Below are 19,702 nucleotides of genomic sequence, written 5' to 3' on the forward strand. Positions count from 1 at the left end.
CCAGCGAAAGGGCCCCGCACCCGGCGGGGCCCTTCACGAACTGGGTCAGACCGTCTCGTACACCTTGGTCTCGTCGGCCTTGACAGCCGGCGCCGAGCGGAAGCGGAGGCCGGTCAGCGCGATGCCGAGCCCGACCACGCCCAGGATGAGCGAGACCACGATCCCTCCGCGCAGGGCCTCGATCGACAGGGTGCCGCCCGAGGTGAGCACGGCGGTGACCACGGCGAGCACGACCGCGCCACCGACCTGGCCCGAGGTGTTGAGCAGGCCGGAGGCGAGCCCTTGCTCGTCGTCGTGGACGCCGTTCGTCGCCTGGATGTTGAGCGACGGGAACGACAGCGCGAACGCGATGCCGAGCAGGACCATGCCGGGCAGCACCATCCCGAGCACGCTGGGCGCGGTGGAGATGCCGACGAAGAAGAAGGCGTATCCGGCGGCCAGCGCGGCCGAGCCGATCGTGATCAGGCGGGCGGTGCCGAAGCGGTCGGCGAAGTCGCCCATCTTGGTGGAGGTCAGCGCGACCAGGATTCCGGCGGGCAGGAAGGCCAGCGCGGTCTCCATGGCCGACCACTTGAGCAGGTTCTGGAAGTACTGCATGGCGACGAACTGGAAGCCGACGTAGGAGCCGAACAGGATCACCAGTCCGAGGTTGGCCCTGACGATGGGGCCGGAGCGCAGGATGCCGAGCCGTACCAGCGGGTGCTTCATCCGCAGTTCGGCGAAGACGAACAGACCGAGCAGCAGGACGGCGACGGCGAGTGAGCCGAGGGTGCGCAGCGAGGTCCATCCGGCCTCGGGGGCCTGCACGACGGTGAAGACGAGCAGCAGCATGGAGGCGGTGATCAGCACGGCGCCGATCAGGTCGTGGCCGCCTTCCGCCCGCTCCTCCTTGACCTTGGGCAGCACCTTCAGCGCGGCGATCAGCGCGATGATCGCGACCGGCACCGGCATCAGGAACGTCCAGCGCCAGCCCAGCTGGGTCAGCACACCGGACAAGACGAGGCCAAGAGAGAAACCGCTGGCGCCCGAGGCGGTGAACACGCTCAGCGCCTTGTTGCGCTTCGGCCCCTCGGGGAACGTCGTGGTGATGATCGACAAAGCGGCGGGCGCGGTGAACGCCGCGCTCACGCCCTTCACAAATCGGGCGGCGATCAGCAGGGCGCCGTCGTCGACGATGCCACCCAGAAGGGAGGCCACCGCGAAGACGCCCAGAGCGACCAGGAACACCCTGCGTCGCCCAAGCAGGTCAGCCGTCCTGCCGCCAAGGAGCAGAAGACCGCCATATCCGAGCACGTATCCGCTGACAACCCATTGCAGAGAAGAAGTAGAGAGCCCCAGGTCGTGCTGGATGGCGGGCAGCGCCACGCCGACCATCGACACGTCGAGGGCGTCGAGGAAGATCACTGCGCAGAGCACGACGAGCGCGCCCCAACGGGAAGAGGAAGTGGACATGGGATGGAACATTACATGCAACTGCATCAAATGCAACAGCATTTAATTCCATTGCATGAGATTTATCGGGATGGTAACCTCCGCGTCATGGACGAGGAGTTCGTGGTCGGGACCTGGCACTACGTCCTGGCCAAGCACGCGAAGGCCATGTGCTCGCTGGAGCGCGAGCTGGGCGAGAAGCACGATCTGGGCGCCAGTGAGTTCGAGGTGCTCGACCGGATGATCCGCCACGACGACAAGCTGCGCGTCCAGGCGCTCTGCGGCGAGGTCCACCTCAGCCAGAGCGCGCTCTCCCGCGTGATCGCCCGCCTGGAGAAGGCCGATCTGGTCACCAGGCTCGTCTGCGACGTCGACCGGCGGGGCGTCTTCGTGATGATCACGGATGAGGGCCGCCGGCGGTACGCCGAGGCCCTGCCCACCCATCGCGCGGTGCTCCTGGAGATCTTCTCCGACGCCCCGGTCCCGGTCCCGGTCTCCTAGGCGCCGGTCCCCCACGCGGTCCGCTCGGCGTAGGCGCGGAAGGTGCCCGGCTCACGGCCGAGCACCCGCCGCACACCGTCGGACAGCACCGCGCCCCGGCCGAGCCTGATGTGCTCGAACAGGCTCTCCACCCCGGTCGCGAACGCCTCGGGGTATCCGCGCGCGACGAGTTGCCGCCGTACCTCCTCGCCGTCCACGGACCTGAAGACGATGGTACGGCCGGCCGCCCGCGCGATCTCCGCCACCGCCTCCCCCCAGGTGATCGCCTCGGGCCCGGACAGGTCGTAGATCTCCCCCGCGTGGCCGGGCTCCGTCAACGCCACGGCGGCCACGTCGGCGACGTCGTCCAGGTCCACGAACGGCTCCCGCCCGTCCCCGGTGGACAGGCTCACCTCGCCCGCGGCCACCGGCTCGCTGAGCAGCGGATCCTCGCTGAAGTTCTGGGCGAACCAGGTCGGGCGCAGGATCGTCCACTCCGCCCCGGACTCCTGGACCGCCTTCTCGCCGGCCAGCCCGCCGCCTTCGCCGAACTCGCCCCACACCCGCGCCGACAGCAGCACCAGCCGCTCGACGCCCTGGGCCACGGCCAGTTCGCCGAAGGCGCGCAGCCGTTCGGCCGCGTCGCTGGTCTGCGCGTCGACCAGGTAGGCCGCGCGTACGCCCGCGACGGCCGCCTCCCAGGTCGTCTCGTCCTGCCAGTCGAAGCGCTGCGTTCCCGAGCGGGAGGCCGCCCTCGGGCTGAAGCCCTGCTCACGCAGCCGCGCGACCACCCTGCGGCCGGTCTTGCCGGTGCCGCCCAGTACCAGGATCTCTGTCATACGTTCCAGTCAACCCGACGGCTGTCGGACTCTGAATGGCTGGGAGTCCAGGAAAGATGTTCGAGCGTCTAGACTCGGTTCCATGGAAGACGCGCTGTCGAGCCTGCTGCACGATGTCCGGCCCGCGGGGGCGCTGTTCGACCAGTCGTACGTGCGGGCCCCGTGGGCGCTGCGGTTCATGGACTGGACGCCGCTCACGCTGCTGACGATGCTCAGCGGCGAGGCCTGGGTGACACCCGAGGGCGGTTCGCCGGTCCGGCTGGGCACCCAGGACGTGGCGGTCGTGCGCGGGCCCGGGCCGTACACGGTGGCCGACTGCCCCGAGACCGCGCCCATGGCCGTCATCCACAACGCCGAGGTGTGCACCACACCCGAGGGCGGCGACGCCGGGGGCCTGGCTATGTGCGGCTACGCGGGCGACCTCGGCTCGACCGTCCTGCTCACCGGCACCTTCCAGGTGAAGGGCAGCGTGTCGCAGCGGGTGCTCGACGCCCTGCCCCGCGTGGCCCTCATCCCGGCCGGCGACGGCCGGTGCGCGACCATGGACATGATCGTCACCGAGATCAGCCGCGACAAGCCGGGCCAGCAGGCCATCCTCGACCGCCTGCTGGACCTGCTGCTCGTCTCCAGCCTGCGCGAGTGGTTCGACCGCCCCGACTCACAGGCCCCGTCCTGGTACGCCGCGCACTCCGACCAGCTGATCGGCCGGGCCCTGCGGGCCATCCACGAGGATCCGGCCCGGCCGTGGACCGTCGAGGGCCTGGCCCGCGAGTCCGGAGCCTCCCGCGCCACCTTCGCCCAGCGCTTCACCGAACTCGTCGGCCAGCCGCCCATGGCCTACCTCACCGAGTGGCGCATCTGCCAGGCCGCCGACCTGCTCGCGAGCACCGACGACACCGTGGACGTGATCGCCCGCCAGGTCGGCTATTCCAACGCCTACGCGCTCAGCGTGGCCTTCAAGCGCACCCTGGGCATCCGCCCGAGCCAGCACCGCGTCAACGCACGATGAACCCGCGCCAGATGACCAGCCTGCGGTGCAGGACCGGCCACTCACCGCTCCTGATGCCCCGCAGGGCCAGGGCCAGCGGAGTGAGCGCGACTGCGGCGGCGATGACGACACCCATGATCAGCATGAACAGATGCTCGACGGCCATGGCTGGACGCCCTTTCTAGTTGAAAGTTTAACTAGAAAGCGTGAACACCCGGGGCCGCCCGCTTATTTCTCAGACCAGCGTGCAGTTCTCGGCGCCGAGCTGGCTGTTCCACACGAACGTCCACCCGCACGAGTAGTCACCCGCCGCGGGGCCGAAGCGGATGGTGACCGTCGTGCCGCTGTGCCCGTCGCAGCCGCCCGCCGTCACCTTGTAGTAGCCGCCGCCGGTCGCGGTCCGCTGCCCGTTGAAGCACACGGCGTCGCTGACGGCCGCCCGCGCCGGCACGGCGGACGCCGAGACGACGAGCGCCGCCGCGCTCAGGGCCACGGCCAGGCTGGATGCTCTCATGGTGCTCCGTCCCATCGTGCGCCGAGAGGGTCAGAGCCACGGTAACGAGCGATGGGTGACGGGCCCATAGGCATCCGTCACCCATCAGTGTGCATTCGTCACACGATCCGGTCGATGATCAGCGGCAGCTGCTCCTCGCCGGCCGCGCCCACCGCGTAACCGCCCTCCAGCGCCTCCAGGGCGCGGGCGAAGCGGGCCGTCTCGTCGGCGTGCAGCGTCATCAGGGGCTGCCCGGCCCGCACCAGGTCGCCCGGCTTGGCGTGCAGGGTGATCCCGGCGCCGAAGGAGACCGGGTCCTCCTGGCGGGCCCGGCCCGCGCCCAGCCGCCACGCCGCCAGGCCCACCGCGTACGCGTCCAGCCGCGTCAGCACACCGGACTCCGGCACGTCCACCGTCATCGTCTCGGCCGCCCTCGGCAGGACCGCGTCCGGGTCGCCGCCCTGGGCGGAGATCATGCGGCGCCAGGCGTCCATGGCGGAGCCGTCCTTCAGCGCCTGCCCGGGGTCCTTGCCGGTGATCCCGGCGGCCTCCAGCATCTCGCGGGCCAGCCGTACCGTCAGCTCGACCACGTCGGACGGGCCGCCGCCCGCCAGGACCTCGACCGACTCCTCGACCTCCAGGGCGTTGCCCACGGCCAGGCCCAGCGGACGGTCCATGGCGGTCAGCAGCGCCACGGTACGGACCCCCGCGTCGGAGCCCAGCGCCACCATGGTCTCGGCGAGCTCCCTGGCACGCTCCACCGTCTTCATGAACGCGCCGGAGCCCACCTTCACGTCCAGGACCAGCGAGCCCGTCCCCTCGGCGATCTTCTTGGACATGATGGACGAGGCGATCAGCGGGATCGACTCGACCGTGCCGGTGACGTCGCGCAGGGCGTACAACTTCTTGTCGGCGGGCGCGAGGCCGGTTCCGGCGGCGCAGATGACCGCGCCCGCGCCGCGCAGGACGCCCAGCATCTCCTCGTTGGACAGCGAAGCCCGCCAGCCGGGAATCGACTCCAGCTTGTCGAGCGTCCCGCCGGTGTGGCCGAGCCCCCGTCCTGACAGCTGCGGGACGTACGCGCCGCAGGCGGCCACCAGAGGCGCCAGCGGCAGCGTGATCTTGTCCCCGACGCCGCCTGTGGAGTGCTTGTCGGCGGTGGGACGGTCGAGCATCGACCAGTCCATACGCTCGCCGGAGCGGATCATCGCCTGCGTCCACTCGGCGATCTCGCGGCGGTCCATGCCGTTGAGCAGGATCGCCATGGCCAGCGCGGACATCTGCTCGTGCGCCACCTCGCCCCGGGTGTAGGCGTCGATCACCCAGTCGATCTGCGCGGTGGTCAGCTCGCGGCCGTCGCGCTTGGCGACGATGACCTCGATGGCGTCCATCAGGCTCCCTTGGTCAGGTCGTCGGGTCCGAAGGCGTACGGCAGGATCTCGGCCATGCGCTTGGGGCCGTCGGGGGTCTCGACCAGGAGGTCGTCGCCGCCGAACTCGTACAGGAGCTGACGGCAGCGGCCGCACGGCATGAGCAGCTCGCCGTGGCCGTCCACGCAGGTGAAGCCTACGAGCCGGCCGCCACCCGAGGCGTGCAGCGCGGAGACCAGGCCGCACTCCGCGCACAGGCTGAGGCCGTAGGAGGCGTTCTCGACGTTGCAGCCGGTCACGACGCGGCCGTCGTCCACGACGGCCGCCGCCCCGACCGGGAACTTGGAGTAGGGCGCGTAGGCGTTGCGCATCGCGGTCCGCGCCTCATCGCGCAGACCGTCCCAGTCGATGTTCATCAGTGCTGTTCCCCCCGGCGGTACCGCACGCCGTCGGCCTTGGGCATGCGCAGGCGCTGCGAGGCGACCAGGAGCACGAGCAGGGTGAGGACGTGCGGGGTGATGAAGACGAGCTCATTGGGCAACTGGTCGATGACCATCCACATCCAGATGAGGATGACGGCGGCGGCTGCCGCGCCGGCCATGATCGTGTAATCCTTGGCGGTCCTGCCGCCCAGCTCCACCGGCTGGTTCGGACGGACCAGGAGACGGATCTTGTTGCCCAGGTAGAAGAGCAACAGGATCGCGCCGAACAGGAAGATCGAGGTGACCGCTCCGGAGGTGCGGATCTTGAGTGCGTCGGCGTATCCGAACAGCGAGGCGCCCAGCGCCAGGCCGCCGGGGCGCCAGTTTCCGAAGATCATGGCGGCCAGGCCGATGAAGCCCTTGCCCGCGGTCTGGCCCTCGACGTATTTGGTGACGCCGAAGACGAGGAAGACACCGCCGAGACCGGCCATGGCTCCCGAGATGACGACGGCGATGTACTTGTACCCGTAGACGTTGACGCCGAGCGACTCGGCCGCCCACGGGTTCTCGCCCACCGAGCGCAGGCGCAGGCCGAAGGCGGTGTGCCAGAGCACGAAGAAGGTCAGCGGGATCAGAATGATCGCCAGGACGACCAGCACGTCCACGTTGCGCGTGAGCCCGCCGAGGATGCCCGCCAGGTCGGAGATGAGGAACCAGTGGGTGCGCTCCAGCGTGCCGAACAGATCGGGCCCGGAGGAGAGCCACGGCAGGCTCAAGTGCCAGGCTTCGCCGGACATCGCCGGTGAGGTGGTGATGCCCGCTCCGGCCTCGGCCGCCGGGGTCCCCTCCTTGTAGAGGACCTCCGACAGGAAGCGTGTGATACCCGGGCCGACCAGGTTGATGGCCACACCGCTGATGATGTGGTCGACGCCGAAACCGACGGTCGCGATGGCGTGGATGAGACCACCCAGCGCGCCGGCGAGGAGACCCGCCACCACCGCCGCGAACGGGCCCCACTGGTATCCGGCCCAGCCGGCGAACCACGTCCCGAGCACCATCATGCCTTCGAGGCCGATGTTGACCACGCCCGCGCGCTCGGCCCACAGACCACCAAGACCGGCCAGGCCGATCGGCACGGACAGCATCAGCGCCGCCGTGAAGGTGCCGGACGAGGTGATGTCGTTCTGTCCGGAGATCACCCGGACCACCGACACGATGAGGATCAGCATCGAGACGCCGATCAGCGCCAGGTGGTACTTGCGGACCCGCGTCATGCTGCCACCTCAACAGGCTTGTCGGTGCCGAGCCGGCGGGCGGCTCGCCGTTCCTCCGAGCGCAGTGCCATCCGGCTGGTGATCTCGTTGAAGATGACCACCAGGAGGACGATGACGCCCTGCATGATGACGATGACGCTGGGCGGCACGTTGGCGAACTGCAACGGCCCCTGTGCCCGGTCGAGGAAGGCGAACAGCAGCGCCGCGATCGCGATGCCGGCCGGTTTGTTGCGCCCGAGCAGCGCCACCGCGATGCCCAGGAAGCCCAGGCCGGGGGTGAAGTTCGTGTTGTAGGCATGCGTGGAGCCGAGGATCTCGGGCAGGCCGATGAGCCCGGCGATCGCCCCCGACAGCACCATGGCCGAGATGACCATCTTCTTCGGGTTGACCCCGGAGGCCAGGGCCGCGGAGGCGTTCAGCCCGCTGGCCTTGATGTCGAAGCCGAACCGGGTGCGCTCCAACACGATCCACAGGCCGATGCCCAGCAGAATCGCCACGACGAGAAAGCCCCACAGGCCGCCGCCGCGGGGGGCGGGCAGACCGAACATCTCGAAGATGAAGTTCAGGTTGGGGAACCACGCCGACTCCGGCAGCTGCGGCGTCGAAATGGTCAGCTGCCCTGCCGGCCGGGGGCCGACGAACGGCCCGCGGACGAGGAACGCGGCGAGGTTGATGGCGATGTAGTTGAGCATGATCGTGGAGATGACCTCGTTCACCCCGCGGCCGACCTTCATCACCGCCGGGATCAGGGCGTAGAGGCCGCCGACGGCCGCCGCCACCACGATGATCACCGGGATCTGGACCCAGGCGGGCGCCACGAACGTGGAGCCGACGAAGGCGGCCACCACCGCCGCGAGCCGGTACTGGCCCTCGACGCCGATGTTGAAGAGGTTCATCCGGAAGCCGACCGCGACCGCGAGGCCCGCGATGAACAACGGCACCGCCCGGTTGAGCATGGTCGTGATCGAGTTGACCACGGCGCGCGTCGTCTCGCCGAAGTTGAAGAAGGCGGCGAACGCGTCGCCGGGATTCGCGCCGGCCGCGAGGATCGCCACGCTGGAGATCGCGATGGCGAGCACGATGGCGACGACCGCACCCGCCAAGGTCAGCAGCGCGCGATAGAGCCCTGCGGGCATCACATCTCCTCGGTGGCGGTGATGGCGCCGGTCATGTAGCCGCCCAGCCGCTCGGGCGTGACGTCGGACGGGTCGAGGCGGGCGACGAGCCGTCCTCGGTAGATCACGTGCAGCGTGTCGGACAGGCCGATGAGCTCGTCGAGGTCCGCGGAGATCAGCAGTACGGCGAGGCCGGCGGCACGGGCGTCGCGAAGGTGGTCCCAGATGGCCGCCTGGGCGCCCACGTCGACGCCCCTGGTGGGGTGCGCGGCGATGAGGAAGGCGGGCTCGCCGCTCATCTCGCGCCCGACGATGAGCTTCTGCTGGTTGCCGCCGGACAGCGCGAGCGCGAGGGTGTCGGCGCCCGGGGTGCGGACGTCGTACTCCCTGATGATGCGCTGGGTGTCGGCCCTGGCCGCGCGGCGGTTGATCCAGATGCCGCTCCTGGCGGGCTTCTGCGTCTGGTGGCCGAGCACCCGGTTCTCCCAGAGGGAGGCTTCGAGCAGCAGGCCCTGGCGGTGGCGGTCCTCGGGGATGTAGCCGATGCCGGATTCGCGGCGCTTGAGGGTGGACCAGGCGCTGATGTCCTGGCCGGCCAGGCTGATCCCGCCGTGCGCCTGGCGAATGCCCATGATGGCTTCGATCAGCTCGGACTGGCCGTTGCCCTCCACGCCCGCGATGCCGAGGATCTCGCCCTTGTGGATCTCGAAGGAGACGTCGTCCAGCAGGAGGCGCTTGCCCTCGGCCTTGAGCTTGTCGGCGTAGAGGCGGATGGAGGTGCCCTTGGGGACGGGACGGAAGCCGTCGGACTCCATCGACAGGCCGTCGACCTTCAGCGCCACGGTCTCCGTGACGGTCGACTCGCGGGTCTCGGGGGTGGGCAGCTCGCTGCCGACCATGAGCTCGGCGAGCTGACGGGCGCTGCTGATCTCGCTGCGCGGCAGGCTGGCGACGGTGGTGCCGCGCCTGATCACCGTGATCGCGTCGGCGATGCCGAGCACCTCGTCGAGCTTGTGGGAGATGAAGATGACGGTGAGCCCTTCGGCCTTGAGCTCGCGCAGGTTGTCGAAGAGCTCCTCGACCTCCTGCGGCACCAGCACGGCCGTCGGCTCGTCGAGGATGAGGATGCGGGCGCCGCGGTAGAGGACCTTGAGGATCTCCACACGCTGCCGGTCGCCGACGCCGAGGTCCTCGACCAGGCGGTCGGGGTCGACGCGCAGGCCGTGGGCCTCGGCCAGTTCCTTGATCCGCTTGCGGGCGCGCGCGACGTCGAGGCGGCCGGCCCGCTTGGGCTCGGCGCCGAGGACGATGTTCTCCAGCACGGTGAGGTTGTCGGCCAGCATGAAGTGCTGGTGGACCATGCCGATGCCGACGTTGATCGCGTCGCTGGGCGAGCGGAAGGTGACGTCTGTGCCGTTCACCCTGATCTGGCCCTCGTCCGGCTTCTGCATGCCGTAAAGGATCTTCATCAGGGTAGACTTGCCCGCGCCGTTCTCACCGCAGATGGCGTGGACGGTGCCGGGCTGGATGGCGAGCCGGATGTCGTGGTTGGCGACGACGCCCGGGAACCGCTTGGTGATGCCCTCCAGCTCGACGGCGGGTCGCGCCGGGGCGAGCGTGTCGGAACTCATTGGTCGCTCACCGCTCCTCATTCGCTGCGCGGCCGGCATCGTCCCTCAGCCGTCCACTCCGCTCACTGCGTCGGATTCGCGGACTCATTGGTCGCTCACCGCTCCTCATTCGCTGCGCGGCCGGCATCGTCCCTCAGCCGTCCACTCCGCTCACTGCGTCGGATTCGCGGACTCATTGGTCGCTCACCGCTCCTCATTCGCTGCGCGGCCGGCATCGTCCCTCAGCCGTCCACTCCGCTCACTGCGTCGGATTCGCTCCGAGCTCATGTGGGTCTCCAACGAGCCAAGGTGGATAGAGCAAAGGCCCGGGGAGTGGACGGTGGGTCCGCTCCCCGGGCCCTCGATCAAGACTGACCTACCCAGGTTACGGCTTGGACGGAACCTGGATTTCGCCGGAGACAATCTTCTCCCTGGCGGCGTCGATCTCGGTCTTGATGTCGTCGACCTCGCCACCGGTGGTGGCCAGGCCCACGCCGTCGACCTTCAGGTCGTAGGTGACGTTGCTGCCACCCTTTGCGCCGCCCTGGAAGGCCTTGATGAACTCGAACACGCCGACGTCGACGCGCTTGATCATCGAGGTCATGATGACCGACTGCAGGTCGGCCTCCTTGACCGTCAGGCGCTGGTCGGAGTCGACGCCGATGGCCTTCTTCTTGGCGGCGGCGGCCGCCTGGAAGACGCCGAGACCGGAGTCGCCGGAGGCGTGGTAGACGATCTCCGCGCCGTCCTGGAACATCTTCTCGGCCGCGACCTTGCCCTTGTCGGGGGCCTTGAAGCCGGAGAAGTCACCGTCGGGGGTGAGGTACTTGATGTCGATCTTGGCGTCCTTCTTGACCGACTTCACGCCGGCGACGAAGCCCGCCTCGAACTTCTTGATCAGGTCGTTCTCGACGCCGCCGACGAAGCCGACGTGGCCGCTCTTGGCCTTGGTCGCCGCGGCGACGCCCGCCAGGTAGGAGCCCTGCTCCTCGGCGAACAGCAGGCCGGTCACGTTCGGCGCGTTGGAGGCGGAGTCCACGACCGCGAACTGGATCTCGGGGTACTCGGTCGCCGCCTTCTTGATGTCCTCGCCGTAGGCGAAGCCGACCCCGATGATCGGGTTGTAGCCGGCGTCGGCGAGCTGACGGAGCAGGTCACCGCGGTTGGAGCCGTCGCCCGCGGGGCTCAGCTCCTTGATCTCGGCCTTGAGATCGGTCTTCGCCTTCTCGAGGCCGGCGTAAGCGGCGTCGTTGAAGGACTTGTCGCCGCGACCGCCGACGTCGAAGGCGAGGCCGACCTTGAGCGCGCCCTCCTGGGGTGCTTCACTGGCCGCACCGCTGCTCGGAGCGGTGCTCGCGGTGGTCCCCCCGCCGCTGCCGCCGCACGCCGCTGCCGCCATAAGCATGGCGCCGGCCAGCGTGCCGATCGCCGTCTTGCCGAATCGCTTGCTGAGCAAGGCGACTCCCTTCCATTTCCCCGCCGTCAAACTTCATCGCAGGCGCGAAGAAATGCACGGCAACCCTGCTCGGAAGATAGTTGCTTGACCAGCGCATACCAAACCGTACAGCGCTCCGCAACCGCTCCGTTATCGACATCAGTCGCGTCTGTGACCTGGATCCAGGACATGAACCTTTGCCCAACTTTTGAGGTTGTCAAGATCTTGCCGTGACTCGTCAAGTGGCAGAGATTACGGTCGTAGGTCGTCACACTTCCCTGGAGCCACTCATGCTTCGCAGGACGGCGTTAGCCGTATCGCTGCTGCTCATCGCGTCGCTGACCGCGACACCGGCAGCCGCGGACACTCCCACGATCAAGATCGAGAACAACGCGACACAGCCAGTCTTCTCGCGCGCCGACGCGATCACCCAGACTGTCTTCGTCGAGGTCGCCGGCACCGACAGCGACGCCGACGGACAGCCCGACCGGGTCGCCGTCGACATCCTGCGGCCCAAGGAGACCGACCAGGGCCTCAAAGTGCCCGTGATCATGGAGGCCAGCCCCTACTACGCCGGCGGCAACGACGTCGCCAACCACCCCGTCGACGTCGACGAGAACGGCAACCCGCTGCCCAGCACGCTGCGCTCGCTGCTGACGGTGAAGGACGCCGGGCCGTTCGACGGCTACTACGACAACTTCTTCGTGCCCCGCGGGTACGCCATCGCGCTCGTCGAGAACATCGGCAGCGGGCGCGCCACCGGCTGCCCGACCACCGGCGACCCCGCCGAGACCGCAGGCCCGAAGGCCGCCATCGACTGGCTGAACGGCCGCGCCCGCGGCTTCGACGCCGCCGGCAACCCCGTCGCGGCCACCTGGTCCACCGGCAACGTCGGCATGATCGGCACCTCCTACAACGGCACCCTGCCCAACGCCGTGGCCACCACCGGCGTCCAGGGACTCAAGACGATCGTGCCGATCGCCGCGATCTCCTCCTGGTACGACTACTACCGCGCCAACGGCGGCGTCCTCGCGCCCGGCGGCTACCAGGGTGAAGACGCCGACGTGCTCGCCCGTTACGTCCTGACCAGGCAGAACGGCCAAGCGGTCTGCGGCGCCCTGATGGACCGCATCGAGGCAGAGCAGGACCGGATCACCGGCGACTACAGCCCCTTCTGGGACGCCCGCAACTACCTCAACGACGTGCGCAAGGTGAAGGCCAGCGTCTTCGTCGCCCACGGGCTCAACGACTGGAACGTCAAGACGAAGCAGGCCGTCCAGTGGTGGGACGCGCTCGGCAAGCGCAACATCCCCCGCAAGATCTGGCTGCACCAGGGCACCCACCGCGACCCGTTCAGCCTGCGCGCCAAGGAGTGGCTGCGCCAGCTGCACGGCTGGTTCGACCAGTGGCTCTACAACATCGACAGCGGCATCATGCGTGAGCCGCAGGCCGACGTCGAGATCGCGCCCGGCCAGTGGGGTCAGCACGCCTCGTGGCCGATTCCGGGCAGCGCGAACATCCCGCTGTGGCTGGGTTCGGGCGGCAAGCTCGGGCTGCTGCCCCGGCCGCTGTCGGCGCGCGAGTCGTTCGTCGACCAGAAGGCGCGTACGGCCGAGCAGCTCGTCGAGACGGTCCCCGCGGCCGACCCCAACCGCCTGGCCTACGTGACCAAGGAACTCAAGACCGACGTCCGCGTCTCGGGCACACCCAAGATCTCGCTGCGGGCCTCGTTCACCAAGGGCGCGTCGCCGTACCTGACCGCGTTGCTGGTGGACTTCGGCACCGACTCCCGACCGACCGGCGCCCTCGTGCCGACCGGCGAGACGTGGTGCTACGGGCAGGGCGTGCCGGGTGACACCGGCTGCACCGCGATCCGTACGCACGCGGTGGCCGAGACGCCCTACAAGATCGTCTCCCGGGGCTGGCTGGACGCGCGCAACCGCAACCGCATGGACCGCACCGAGCCGCTGCGGCCGGGCAAGGAGTACACGTTCACGTGGGACTTCCAGCCGCAGGACTACCTGTTCAAGAAGGGCCACAAACTGGGCGTGGTCATCCTGTCGACCGACCACGACTACACGCTGCGATACCCGGCGGGCACCAACATCCGGGTAACCCCGGGCCTGTCCTCCCTCCGCCTCCCGATCGTCTTCGGCTCCCTGAACTAGCAACCCCCTGGGTTCGGACCCAGAACCCCCCAACCACCCAACGACCCCCTACCTGACCTGCGAACACCCAACCCCTGACCGTCAAGGACAAGGGCCGGGGTCGGTGTGCGGACCCGGCCAAGGAAGGGACACTCCGCCCCGGCAACCGGGTGGGCCAGCGCTGGTGCAGGGAAAGCCTGCCCGGCGCTGGCCAAGACCAGATCCATGGCGTTGGCCGAGGGCTTGGCCCTTGGCGTTGGCCGAGGGCTCGGCCTTTGGTGCTGGCCAGGGGTTGGGCTTGGGTGCTGGCCGAGGGCTCGGCCTTTGGTGCTGGCCGAGGGCTCGGCCTTTGGCGTTGGCCAGGGGTTGGGCTTGGGTACTGGCCAAGGGCTTGGCCTTTGGTGCTGGCCAGGGAGTTGGGCTTGGGTACTGGTCGAGGGGTTGGGCCGGTGGGGTCAAGAGGGCGGCCGTCGCGGTGGTCGGCCCGAGCGCCCGATGAGCGTGGAAAAGACAGCCGCCCGGCGATGTCGGCGGGCGGCGGTTACCTGGGCGAAGCCGTAAAAGGCCAGAGCACTCAAGCGAGAGAGGACAGAGGAAGAACAGGGGCGCCCTCAAAGAGGGCAGTGAGGGCAGTCGTGGCCATGAAGCGGACGCCGGTGGGGATGGCGCTTTCGTCCACGTCGAAGGTGCCCTGGTGGATGTCGTAGGTGACGCCGTTCTCGGGCGAGCGGGTGCCGAGGCGGGCGAAGGCGCCGGGGATCGACTCCAGGTACCAGGCGAAGTCCTCGCCGCCGAGCGACTGCTGGGTCGGGACGACGCTGGCGCTGCCCAGGGCGCGTTCCGCGGCCTCGGCGAGCATTTCGACGCTGACCTCGTCGTTGACCACGGGCGGGACGCCGCGCGTGTATTCCATCGTGGCCTCTACGCCGTAGGCGCCGGCGACCGACTCCAGGAGTGCCTTGATCAGGTCGGGGGCGGCGTGCCAGGCGTTCTCGTCGAGGCAGCGCACGGTGCCTTCGGCCACGCCATCGTCGGGGATGGCGTTGGCCGCCGAGCCGGCCTCGACCCGGCCCCAGACCAGGCTCAGCGAGGAGCGCGGGTCGACGCGGCGGGAGAGCGCGGCGGGCAGTTCGGTGAGGATCTTGGCCAGCGCGAACACCAGGTCGGCGGTCAGGTGCGGGCGCGCGGTGTGGCCGCCGGGGCCGGAGACGCGGATGAGCAGCCGGTCGCAGGCGCTGGTGATCGGGCCGGACTTGAGGCCGATCTGGCCGACGTCGACGCGTGGGTCGCAGTGGAGGCCGAAGATGCGGTCGACGCCGCTGATGCCGCCGTGGGCCATGACCTCCAGGGCGCCGCCGGGAAGCTCCTCCGCGGGCTGGAAGATCAGCCGGACCCGGCCGGGCAGCAGACCGGCCGCGGCCTGCTGGGCCAGGAAGAGCGAGGTGCCGAGCAGGATCGTGGTGTGCACGTCGTGGCCGCACGCGTGGCAGGCGCCGGGCACGGTGGAGCGGTAGGACGTGTCCTTCTCGTCCTGCAGCGGTAGGGCGTCGATGTCGGCGCGCAGGGCGATGGTCGGACCGTCGCCGCTGCCTACGTCGCAGATCAGACCGGTGCCACGCGGCAGGACCGACGGAACCAGGCCGACGGCGCTGAGCCGCTCGGCGATCCGCTGGGTCGTGCGGTATTCGGCGAAGGCGAGTTCAGGATGCATGTGCAGGTCGCGGCGGAACGCCACGAGGTCCTTTTCCGTCTCCGCCAGGAACGCGTCGAGTTCCCCCCGCAGCTCACGTCCCCGCATCGTTCACCGTCCCGTCGAAAAGCGGCGTGCGAGCGCCTCTACCCAGCTTCGCACAGCCGATTGCGCTGTTCTTCGTCATTTCTTGCACTGCGGTTGCAGCCGCGTCGCTTGGTGATCAACACCCGATCGGGACGATCATCCGCGGTCTGGGGGTCAGCGGTAGCCGTGCACCCGATGGCGATGCTTTGACTTTATCGCTCCGGGTGGCCCTCTCGTGGACAACTACACCAAAAGTTGGCCGACGGCATGCCCGTAACCGCAGGTCACCACGCTGAGTGACCGGCGGTCCCACCCCGGAAATAGTCACAAGGGATCATTAGATGGTGACCCGTTGTCGCTACTCCCAAACTTGTGCGCGGTTTCGAATCCTGTCACCTTCCGGCTTGGTCATGACACGGCCACGATGGCTGCTTTTGCGATAAATCGGTGTTTCACTCGCAATATGATCACTAATATCCCGTTCGGGGAGAAGCATGCACAGTTGAGCATCTTCGAGCCGAGTGAGGGGACCCTGGTGGTCGTGCCCTCGCTCTCCCTTCCACAGGATGAGCTGCGCCGGATCACCGGCGCGAGGTGCTACGAGGAGCGGCTCCTGTTCCTCCTGCTGACGCTCCGCAGGCCCGGGGTCAAGGTGGTCTACGTCTCCTCCGCCCCCGTGGATCCGGACATCGTCTCCTACTACTTCGGCTTCTTACCCGACCCGGATGACGCCGCCAGGCGGCTGACGATGATCAGCCTGGACGACACCCGCTCCCAGCCGCTCACCAGAACGCTGCTCGCCCGGCCCGAGGTACTGCGCCGGATACGCAAGGCGATCGACGGCGACGCGTGGATGGTCCCGTTCGTGATGAGCGACCTGGAGGAACGGCTGGCGTCGTCGCTCAACGTGCCCATCTACGGCCCGGCCATGTCGCTGGCCTACTACGGCTCCAAGAGCGGCGCCCGCGAGGTCGGCACGGAGGCCGCGGTGCCCATGGCGCGCGGCTTCGGCGACCTGCACCACCAGGGCGAGATCGAGGACGCGGTCTTCTCGCTGCCCGGCGAGCGCGTCATAGTCAAGCTGAACGACGGCTACTCCGGGCTCGGGAACGCGATCGTCACCAAGAGCGACTGGTCACGGACACGCTTCTCCGCCGACGGCGAGACGTGGGAGACCTTCTCCGCCAAGATCACCGAGCGCGGGGCGGTGGTGGAGGAGTTCATCGAGCACCGGCCGCTGTTCTTCCCCAGCGCGCTGGCCAGGATCACGCCCGGCGGGCACCACGCCGTCGTGGCCACCCACGACCAGGTGCTCGGCGGCCCCAACGCCGACGTCTACCAGGGCTGCACGTTCCCGGCCCGCTCCGAGTACCGGCACGAGGTGGGCGAGTCGGCCGCCAGGATCGCCGCGATCCTCGCCGAGCGCGGCGTGGTGGGACTGTTCGGGATGGACTTCTTCGCGCTCAAGGCCGATTCCGGGTACGCGGCCCTGCTGTGCGAGATCAACCTGCGGATAGGCGGGACCACGCACCCGTTCGGCGCGGCGCTGCTGACCACCGGCGCCACCTACGATCCGGCCACCGGGCTGCTGATGGACGGCACGCAACCCAAGTACTACACGGCCACGGACAACTGCTCGGCGGCGTGCCTGCGCGGGCGCACGCCGGGCGAGGTGGTGCGCATGGTGGAGGAGCGTGGGCTCGGGTTCGACGCGGCCCGCCGTACCGGGAACGTGCTGCATCTGCTCGGGGCCATCCCCGAGCACGGCAAGCTGGGCTTCACCTCGATCGGCAACTCGCGCGACGAGGCCGACGAACTCCACCGGGCCACGCGGCTGGCCCTCTGCGGCGGTTAGCCGGACTTCGGGCGGCGGCTGCTTCTGAGGCCCTTCCATCCGATGATTCCCACGATCACGGCCAGCACGAGGTTGACGGCGATCAGGATGCCGTGGACCACGTAGAAGCTGGTTTTGTGCCCGTCTGCCAGGTTAAACCCAAGGTTGATCCACTCGAAGATCATGAACGCGCCGAGCGCGACCAGGAATCCGGCGATCTTTCGCGACATAACCACTTCTCTAGTATCAGGGGCGGATCATCGGGGGATGTGACCGCACATGGGCTACGACTCGAAGCTACGCTGAGACCGCCATGTGGACGAAACTGGTGCCGGCCACGGCACTCCTCGCGACGGTCTCCCTGACCGCATATGCGGGCGCGCCTGCCGGTGCGGCCGCGACTTCCGGCGGCCCGATCGGCGGCGACCGGCTCGGCGGCCGCGGGCTCGTCGTGCCGGACGGCGTCAAGGCGCCGCCCAAGACCAAGGCCACGTCCTTCCTGATCGCGGAGGCGGAGACCGGGCAGGTGCTGGCGGCCAAGAACCCGCACGGCCGTTTCCTTCCTGCCAGCACGCTCAAGACGCTGACCGCGCTCACGCTCATCCCCAAGCTTGAGGCGGGCAAGACGATCAAGCCAAGCTCGAACGCCGTCAACCAGGAGGGTTCCGCGGTCGGTCTGTCCACCAAGCCGATCTACAAGGTGCACGACCTGTTCCGCGCGCTGATGATGTCCTCCGGGAACGATGCCGCGATGGCGCTGGCCGAGGCCAACGGCGGCCTGGCCAAGACCATGCGGGACATGAACGCCGAGGCCAAGCGCCTGCAGGCCAACGACACGGTGGCCAAGACGCCGAGCGGCCTGGACAAGCCGGGCCAGAGCAGTTCCGCGTACGACCTGGCGCTGATCGCCCGAGCCGGCCTCGCCAACCCCGATTTCAGGCGATATATCAGCACTAAGACCGCCAAATTCCCCGCGCCGAAGAAGTTCTACGAGATCAGCAACCACAACAAGCTGCTCTGGCGCTACAAGGGCATGGTCGGCGTCAAGAACGGCTGGACGTCCAAGGCCCTCGGCAGCTTCGTCGGCGCCGCCAGCCGCGACGGCCGCACGATCATCGTGACGATCATGCGGCACGAGGGCTACTTCTGGGAGGAAGTGGAGAAGCTGCTCGACTGGGGCTTCGCCGCCCGCGGCAAGGTCACGCCCGTCGGCCAGCTGGTGGACCCGCTGCCCGTCCAGGCCGAGCCCGTCCAGCAGCAGGCCACGGCCTCCCAGCCGCCCGTGAGCGCCCCGCTGCTCGACTCGGCCGCGGCCAAGCAGACCGACACGAGCCGGACGGTCGGCATGGCCGTGATCGGCGGCGGGCTGTTCTTCGGGCTGGTGTGGCTGGGCTTCGGCATCTTCCGCAGAAGGAGCAGGGCCAGGTCCTGAGCGCCCGCGGACGCAGAACGGCCAGGTCCTGATCGTCCGCCGGCGGGACAAGGGGCAGGTCCTGGCGCCGGCTTCTCACGTCTGCTCGCCGTTGCCGTTCGAGGGTATCGGGGTGGGTGAGGGCGGTGGGGCGAAGCCGGTGGTGGCGGTCCAGGCCGCGACGTACAGGACCAGCCGGGCGGAGAAGTTGATCCAGATCAACAGCCCGACCAGCACCGCGAACGTGCCGTAGACCGGGTTGCTCAGCGTGTGGCTCAGCAGCAGCGTGGCCAGCTGCTTGAGCAACCCGAAGCCGATCGCGCCCAGCAGCGCGCCCTGGGCGATCGCCTTGAACGGCCGGGTCGGCCGCGCCACCCAGCCCAGGAAGATCACAAACAGCAGCCAGTCGGCGGCCACGCTGGCCAGCAGCCCGACCAGCCACACCGAGCCCGTCGCGGCCGGATCGTCGTGCTGGAAGCCCAGCCACGCGGTGACCTTGCTGGTCGCCGAGGAGGTGAGCACGGCCACTCCGGCCGACACCAGCATGGTCACGCCGATCAGCAGCAGCGAGCTCAGGTCGCGCAGCTTGCCGAGGAAGAAGTTCAGCGGCGCGGCCGTGGTCATCGACATCTCCCGCAGCGCCCCGCGCAGCGCGTCGATCGCGCCGAGCCCGGCGTACAGCAGGCCCAGCAGACCGATGATCCCGGCGGTGGCCTTGGACTGGGCGATGTCCTCCAGGTTCAGCGCGGGGGCCAGTCCCGGCAGCTGTTCGGCGATCACCTGCTTGAGCGCCAGCTCAAGCTCGGGGCTCACCGACAGGACGTAGCCGAACACCGCGTAGGCCAGCGCCATCAGCGGGAAGAACGACAGGAACGCGAAGTAGGTGACCGCTCCGGCCAGCCGGTCGCCGAACTGCAACTGGTAGCGCTGGACCGTCCTGATCAGGTGGTCGACGCCCGGCCGGCGTACCCTCCAGTGGTCCACGGTCCGCATCGCACGCTCGCGCCACGTCGCGGCCTTCTCGATCAGGTTCGCCATCGCTCGGGAAACTCCAGCGCGTTCCGGTGGTCCTCCAA

Annotated in this window: 18 protein-coding genes; 5 read left to right on the forward strand and 13 right to left on the reverse strand. The window is 69.0% G+C overall.

Going from position 1 to position 19,702, the window contains the following annotated elements; all coding sequences use genetic code 11:
• Window positions 1–45: 45 nt before the first annotated feature.
• Entirely contained in the window at window positions 46–1,452 is a 1,407-nt protein-coding gene (locus HNR40_RS01755) for an MFS transporter (protein ID WP_246508288.1), read from the reverse strand.
• 87 nt (window positions 1,453–1,539) lie between these two features.
• On the opposite strand from HNR40_RS01755, the gene HNR40_RS01760 reads away from it, so the two are divergent.
• Entirely contained in the window at window positions 1,540–1,932 is a 393-nt protein-coding gene (locus HNR40_RS01760; protein WP_184957882.1) for a MarR family winged helix-turn-helix transcriptional regulator, read from the forward strand.
• Here the strand turns inward: HNR40_RS01760 and HNR40_RS01765 are convergent.
• Window positions 1,929–2,750 (reverse strand): NAD(P)H-binding protein, encoded by an 822-nt coding sequence (locus tag HNR40_RS01765; RefSeq protein WP_184957883.1) that lies wholly within the window; start codon window positions 2,748–2,750, stop codon window positions 1,929–1,931. The genes HNR40_RS01760 and HNR40_RS01765 overlap by 4 nt on opposite strands.
• A gap of 82 nt (window positions 2,751–2,832) precedes the next feature.
• On the opposite strand from HNR40_RS01765, the gene HNR40_RS01770 reads away from it, so the two are divergent.
• Window positions 2,833–3,759, forward strand: coding sequence for an AraC family transcriptional regulator (locus tag HNR40_RS01770; protein WP_184957884.1), 927 nt, complete (start codon window positions 2,833–2,835; stop codon window positions 3,757–3,759).
• On the opposite strand, the gene HNR40_RS01775 is transcribed toward HNR40_RS01770, so the two are convergent.
• The 8 genes from HNR40_RS01775 to HNR40_RS01810 form a co-directional block, all read right to left on the reverse strand.
• Window positions 3,746–3,904, reverse strand: coding sequence for a hypothetical protein (locus HNR40_RS01775; protein ID WP_184957885.1), 159 nt, complete (start codon window positions 3,902–3,904; stop codon window positions 3,746–3,748). The two genes, HNR40_RS01770 and HNR40_RS01775, sit on opposite strands and share 14 nt — an antisense overlap.
• Before the next feature lie 69 nt (window positions 3,905–3,973).
• Window positions 3,974–4,252, reverse strand: a complete 279-nt coding sequence (locus HNR40_RS01780; protein ID WP_184957886.1) for a hypothetical protein — start codon at window positions 4,250–4,252, stop codon at window positions 3,974–3,976.
• 98 nt (window positions 4,253–4,350) lie between these two features.
• The gene (locus HNR40_RS01785; protein ID WP_184957887.1) at window positions 4,351–5,622 is read right to left on the reverse strand and encodes a thymidine phosphorylase; all 1,272 of its coding nucleotides are present in this window, start codon (window positions 5,620–5,622) and stop codon (window positions 4,351–4,353) included.
• The gene (locus tag HNR40_RS01790; RefSeq protein ID WP_184957888.1) at window positions 5,622–6,017 is read right to left on the reverse strand and encodes a cytidine deaminase; all 396 of its coding nucleotides are present in this window, start codon (window positions 6,015–6,017) and stop codon (window positions 5,622–5,624) included. The genes HNR40_RS01785 and HNR40_RS01790 overlap by 1 nt, the downstream gene beginning before the upstream one ends.
• Window positions 6,017–7,297 (reverse strand): ABC transporter permease, encoded by a 1,281-nt coding sequence (locus HNR40_RS01795; RefSeq protein WP_184957889.1) that lies wholly within the window; start codon window positions 7,295–7,297, stop codon window positions 6,017–6,019. The genes HNR40_RS01790 and HNR40_RS01795 overlap by 1 nt, the downstream gene beginning before the upstream one ends.
• Window positions 7,294–8,433, reverse strand: a complete 1,140-nt coding sequence (locus HNR40_RS01800) for an ABC transporter permease (RefSeq protein WP_184957890.1) — start codon at window positions 8,431–8,433, stop codon at window positions 7,294–7,296. The genes HNR40_RS01795 and HNR40_RS01800 overlap by 4 nt, the downstream gene beginning before the upstream one ends.
• Window positions 8,433–10,043: an ABC transporter ATP-binding protein gene (locus HNR40_RS01805; protein WP_184957891.1), complete on the reverse strand. Its 1,611-nt coding sequence runs from the start codon at window positions 10,041–10,043 to the stop codon at window positions 8,433–8,435. The genes HNR40_RS01800 and HNR40_RS01805 overlap by 1 nt, the downstream gene beginning before the upstream one ends.
• A gap of 364 nt (window positions 10,044–10,407) precedes the next feature.
• Entirely contained in the window at window positions 10,408–11,478 is a 1,071-nt protein-coding gene (locus HNR40_RS01810) for a BMP family lipoprotein (RefSeq protein WP_184957892.1), read from the reverse strand.
• 269 nt (window positions 11,479–11,747) lie between these two features.
• On the opposite strand from HNR40_RS01810, the gene HNR40_RS01815 reads away from it, so the two are divergent.
• Entirely contained in the window at window positions 11,748–13,625 is a 1,878-nt protein-coding gene (locus tag HNR40_RS01815; RefSeq protein ID WP_184957893.1) for a Xaa-Pro dipeptidyl-peptidase, read from the forward strand.
• 553 nt (window positions 13,626–14,178) lie between these two features.
• Here HNR40_RS01815 and HNR40_RS01820 read toward each other — a convergent pair.
• Window positions 14,179–15,402 carry a M20 family metallopeptidase gene (locus tag HNR40_RS01820; protein WP_184957894.1) on the reverse strand — a complete coding sequence of 408 codons (1,224 nt, stop codon included), beginning with the start codon at window positions 15,400–15,402 and terminating at the stop codon, window positions 14,179–14,181.
• 481 nt (window positions 15,403–15,883) lie between these two features.
• On the opposite strand from HNR40_RS01820, the gene HNR40_RS01825 reads away from it, so the two are divergent.
• Entirely contained in the window at window positions 15,884–17,236 is a 1,353-nt protein-coding gene (locus HNR40_RS01825; RefSeq protein ID WP_246508290.1) for a peptide ligase PGM1-related protein, read from the forward strand.
• On the opposite strand, the gene HNR40_RS01830 is transcribed toward HNR40_RS01825, so the two are convergent.
• On the reverse strand, window positions 17,233–17,445 hold the full coding sequence (locus tag HNR40_RS01830) for an SCO4848 family membrane protein (RefSeq protein ID WP_221339886.1): 213 nt from the start codon (window positions 17,443–17,445) through the stop codon (window positions 17,233–17,235). The genes HNR40_RS01825 and HNR40_RS01830 overlap by 4 nt on opposite strands.
• Window positions 17,446–17,528: 83 nt before the next feature.
• Between HNR40_RS01830 and HNR40_RS01835 the strand changes: the two genes are divergently transcribed.
• On the forward strand, window positions 17,529–18,647 hold the full coding sequence (locus HNR40_RS01835; protein WP_184957897.1) for a D-alanyl-D-alanine carboxypeptidase family protein: 1,119 nt from the start codon (window positions 17,529–17,531) through the stop codon (window positions 18,645–18,647).
• 75 nt (window positions 18,648–18,722) lie between these two features.
• Here the strand turns inward: HNR40_RS01835 and HNR40_RS01840 are convergent, their stop codons facing one another.
• Window positions 18,723–19,664, reverse strand: a complete 942-nt coding sequence (locus HNR40_RS01840) for a YihY/virulence factor BrkB family protein (protein WP_184957898.1) — start codon at window positions 19,662–19,664, stop codon at window positions 18,723–18,725.
• Between the last annotated feature and the right edge of the window lie 38 nt (window positions 19,665–19,702).

Source organism: Nonomuraea endophytica, assembly GCF_014203235.1.
In the GTDB taxonomy this organism is placed as follows: domain Bacteria; phylum Actinomycetota; class Actinomycetes; order Streptosporangiales; family Streptosporangiaceae; genus Nonomuraea; species Nonomuraea endophytica.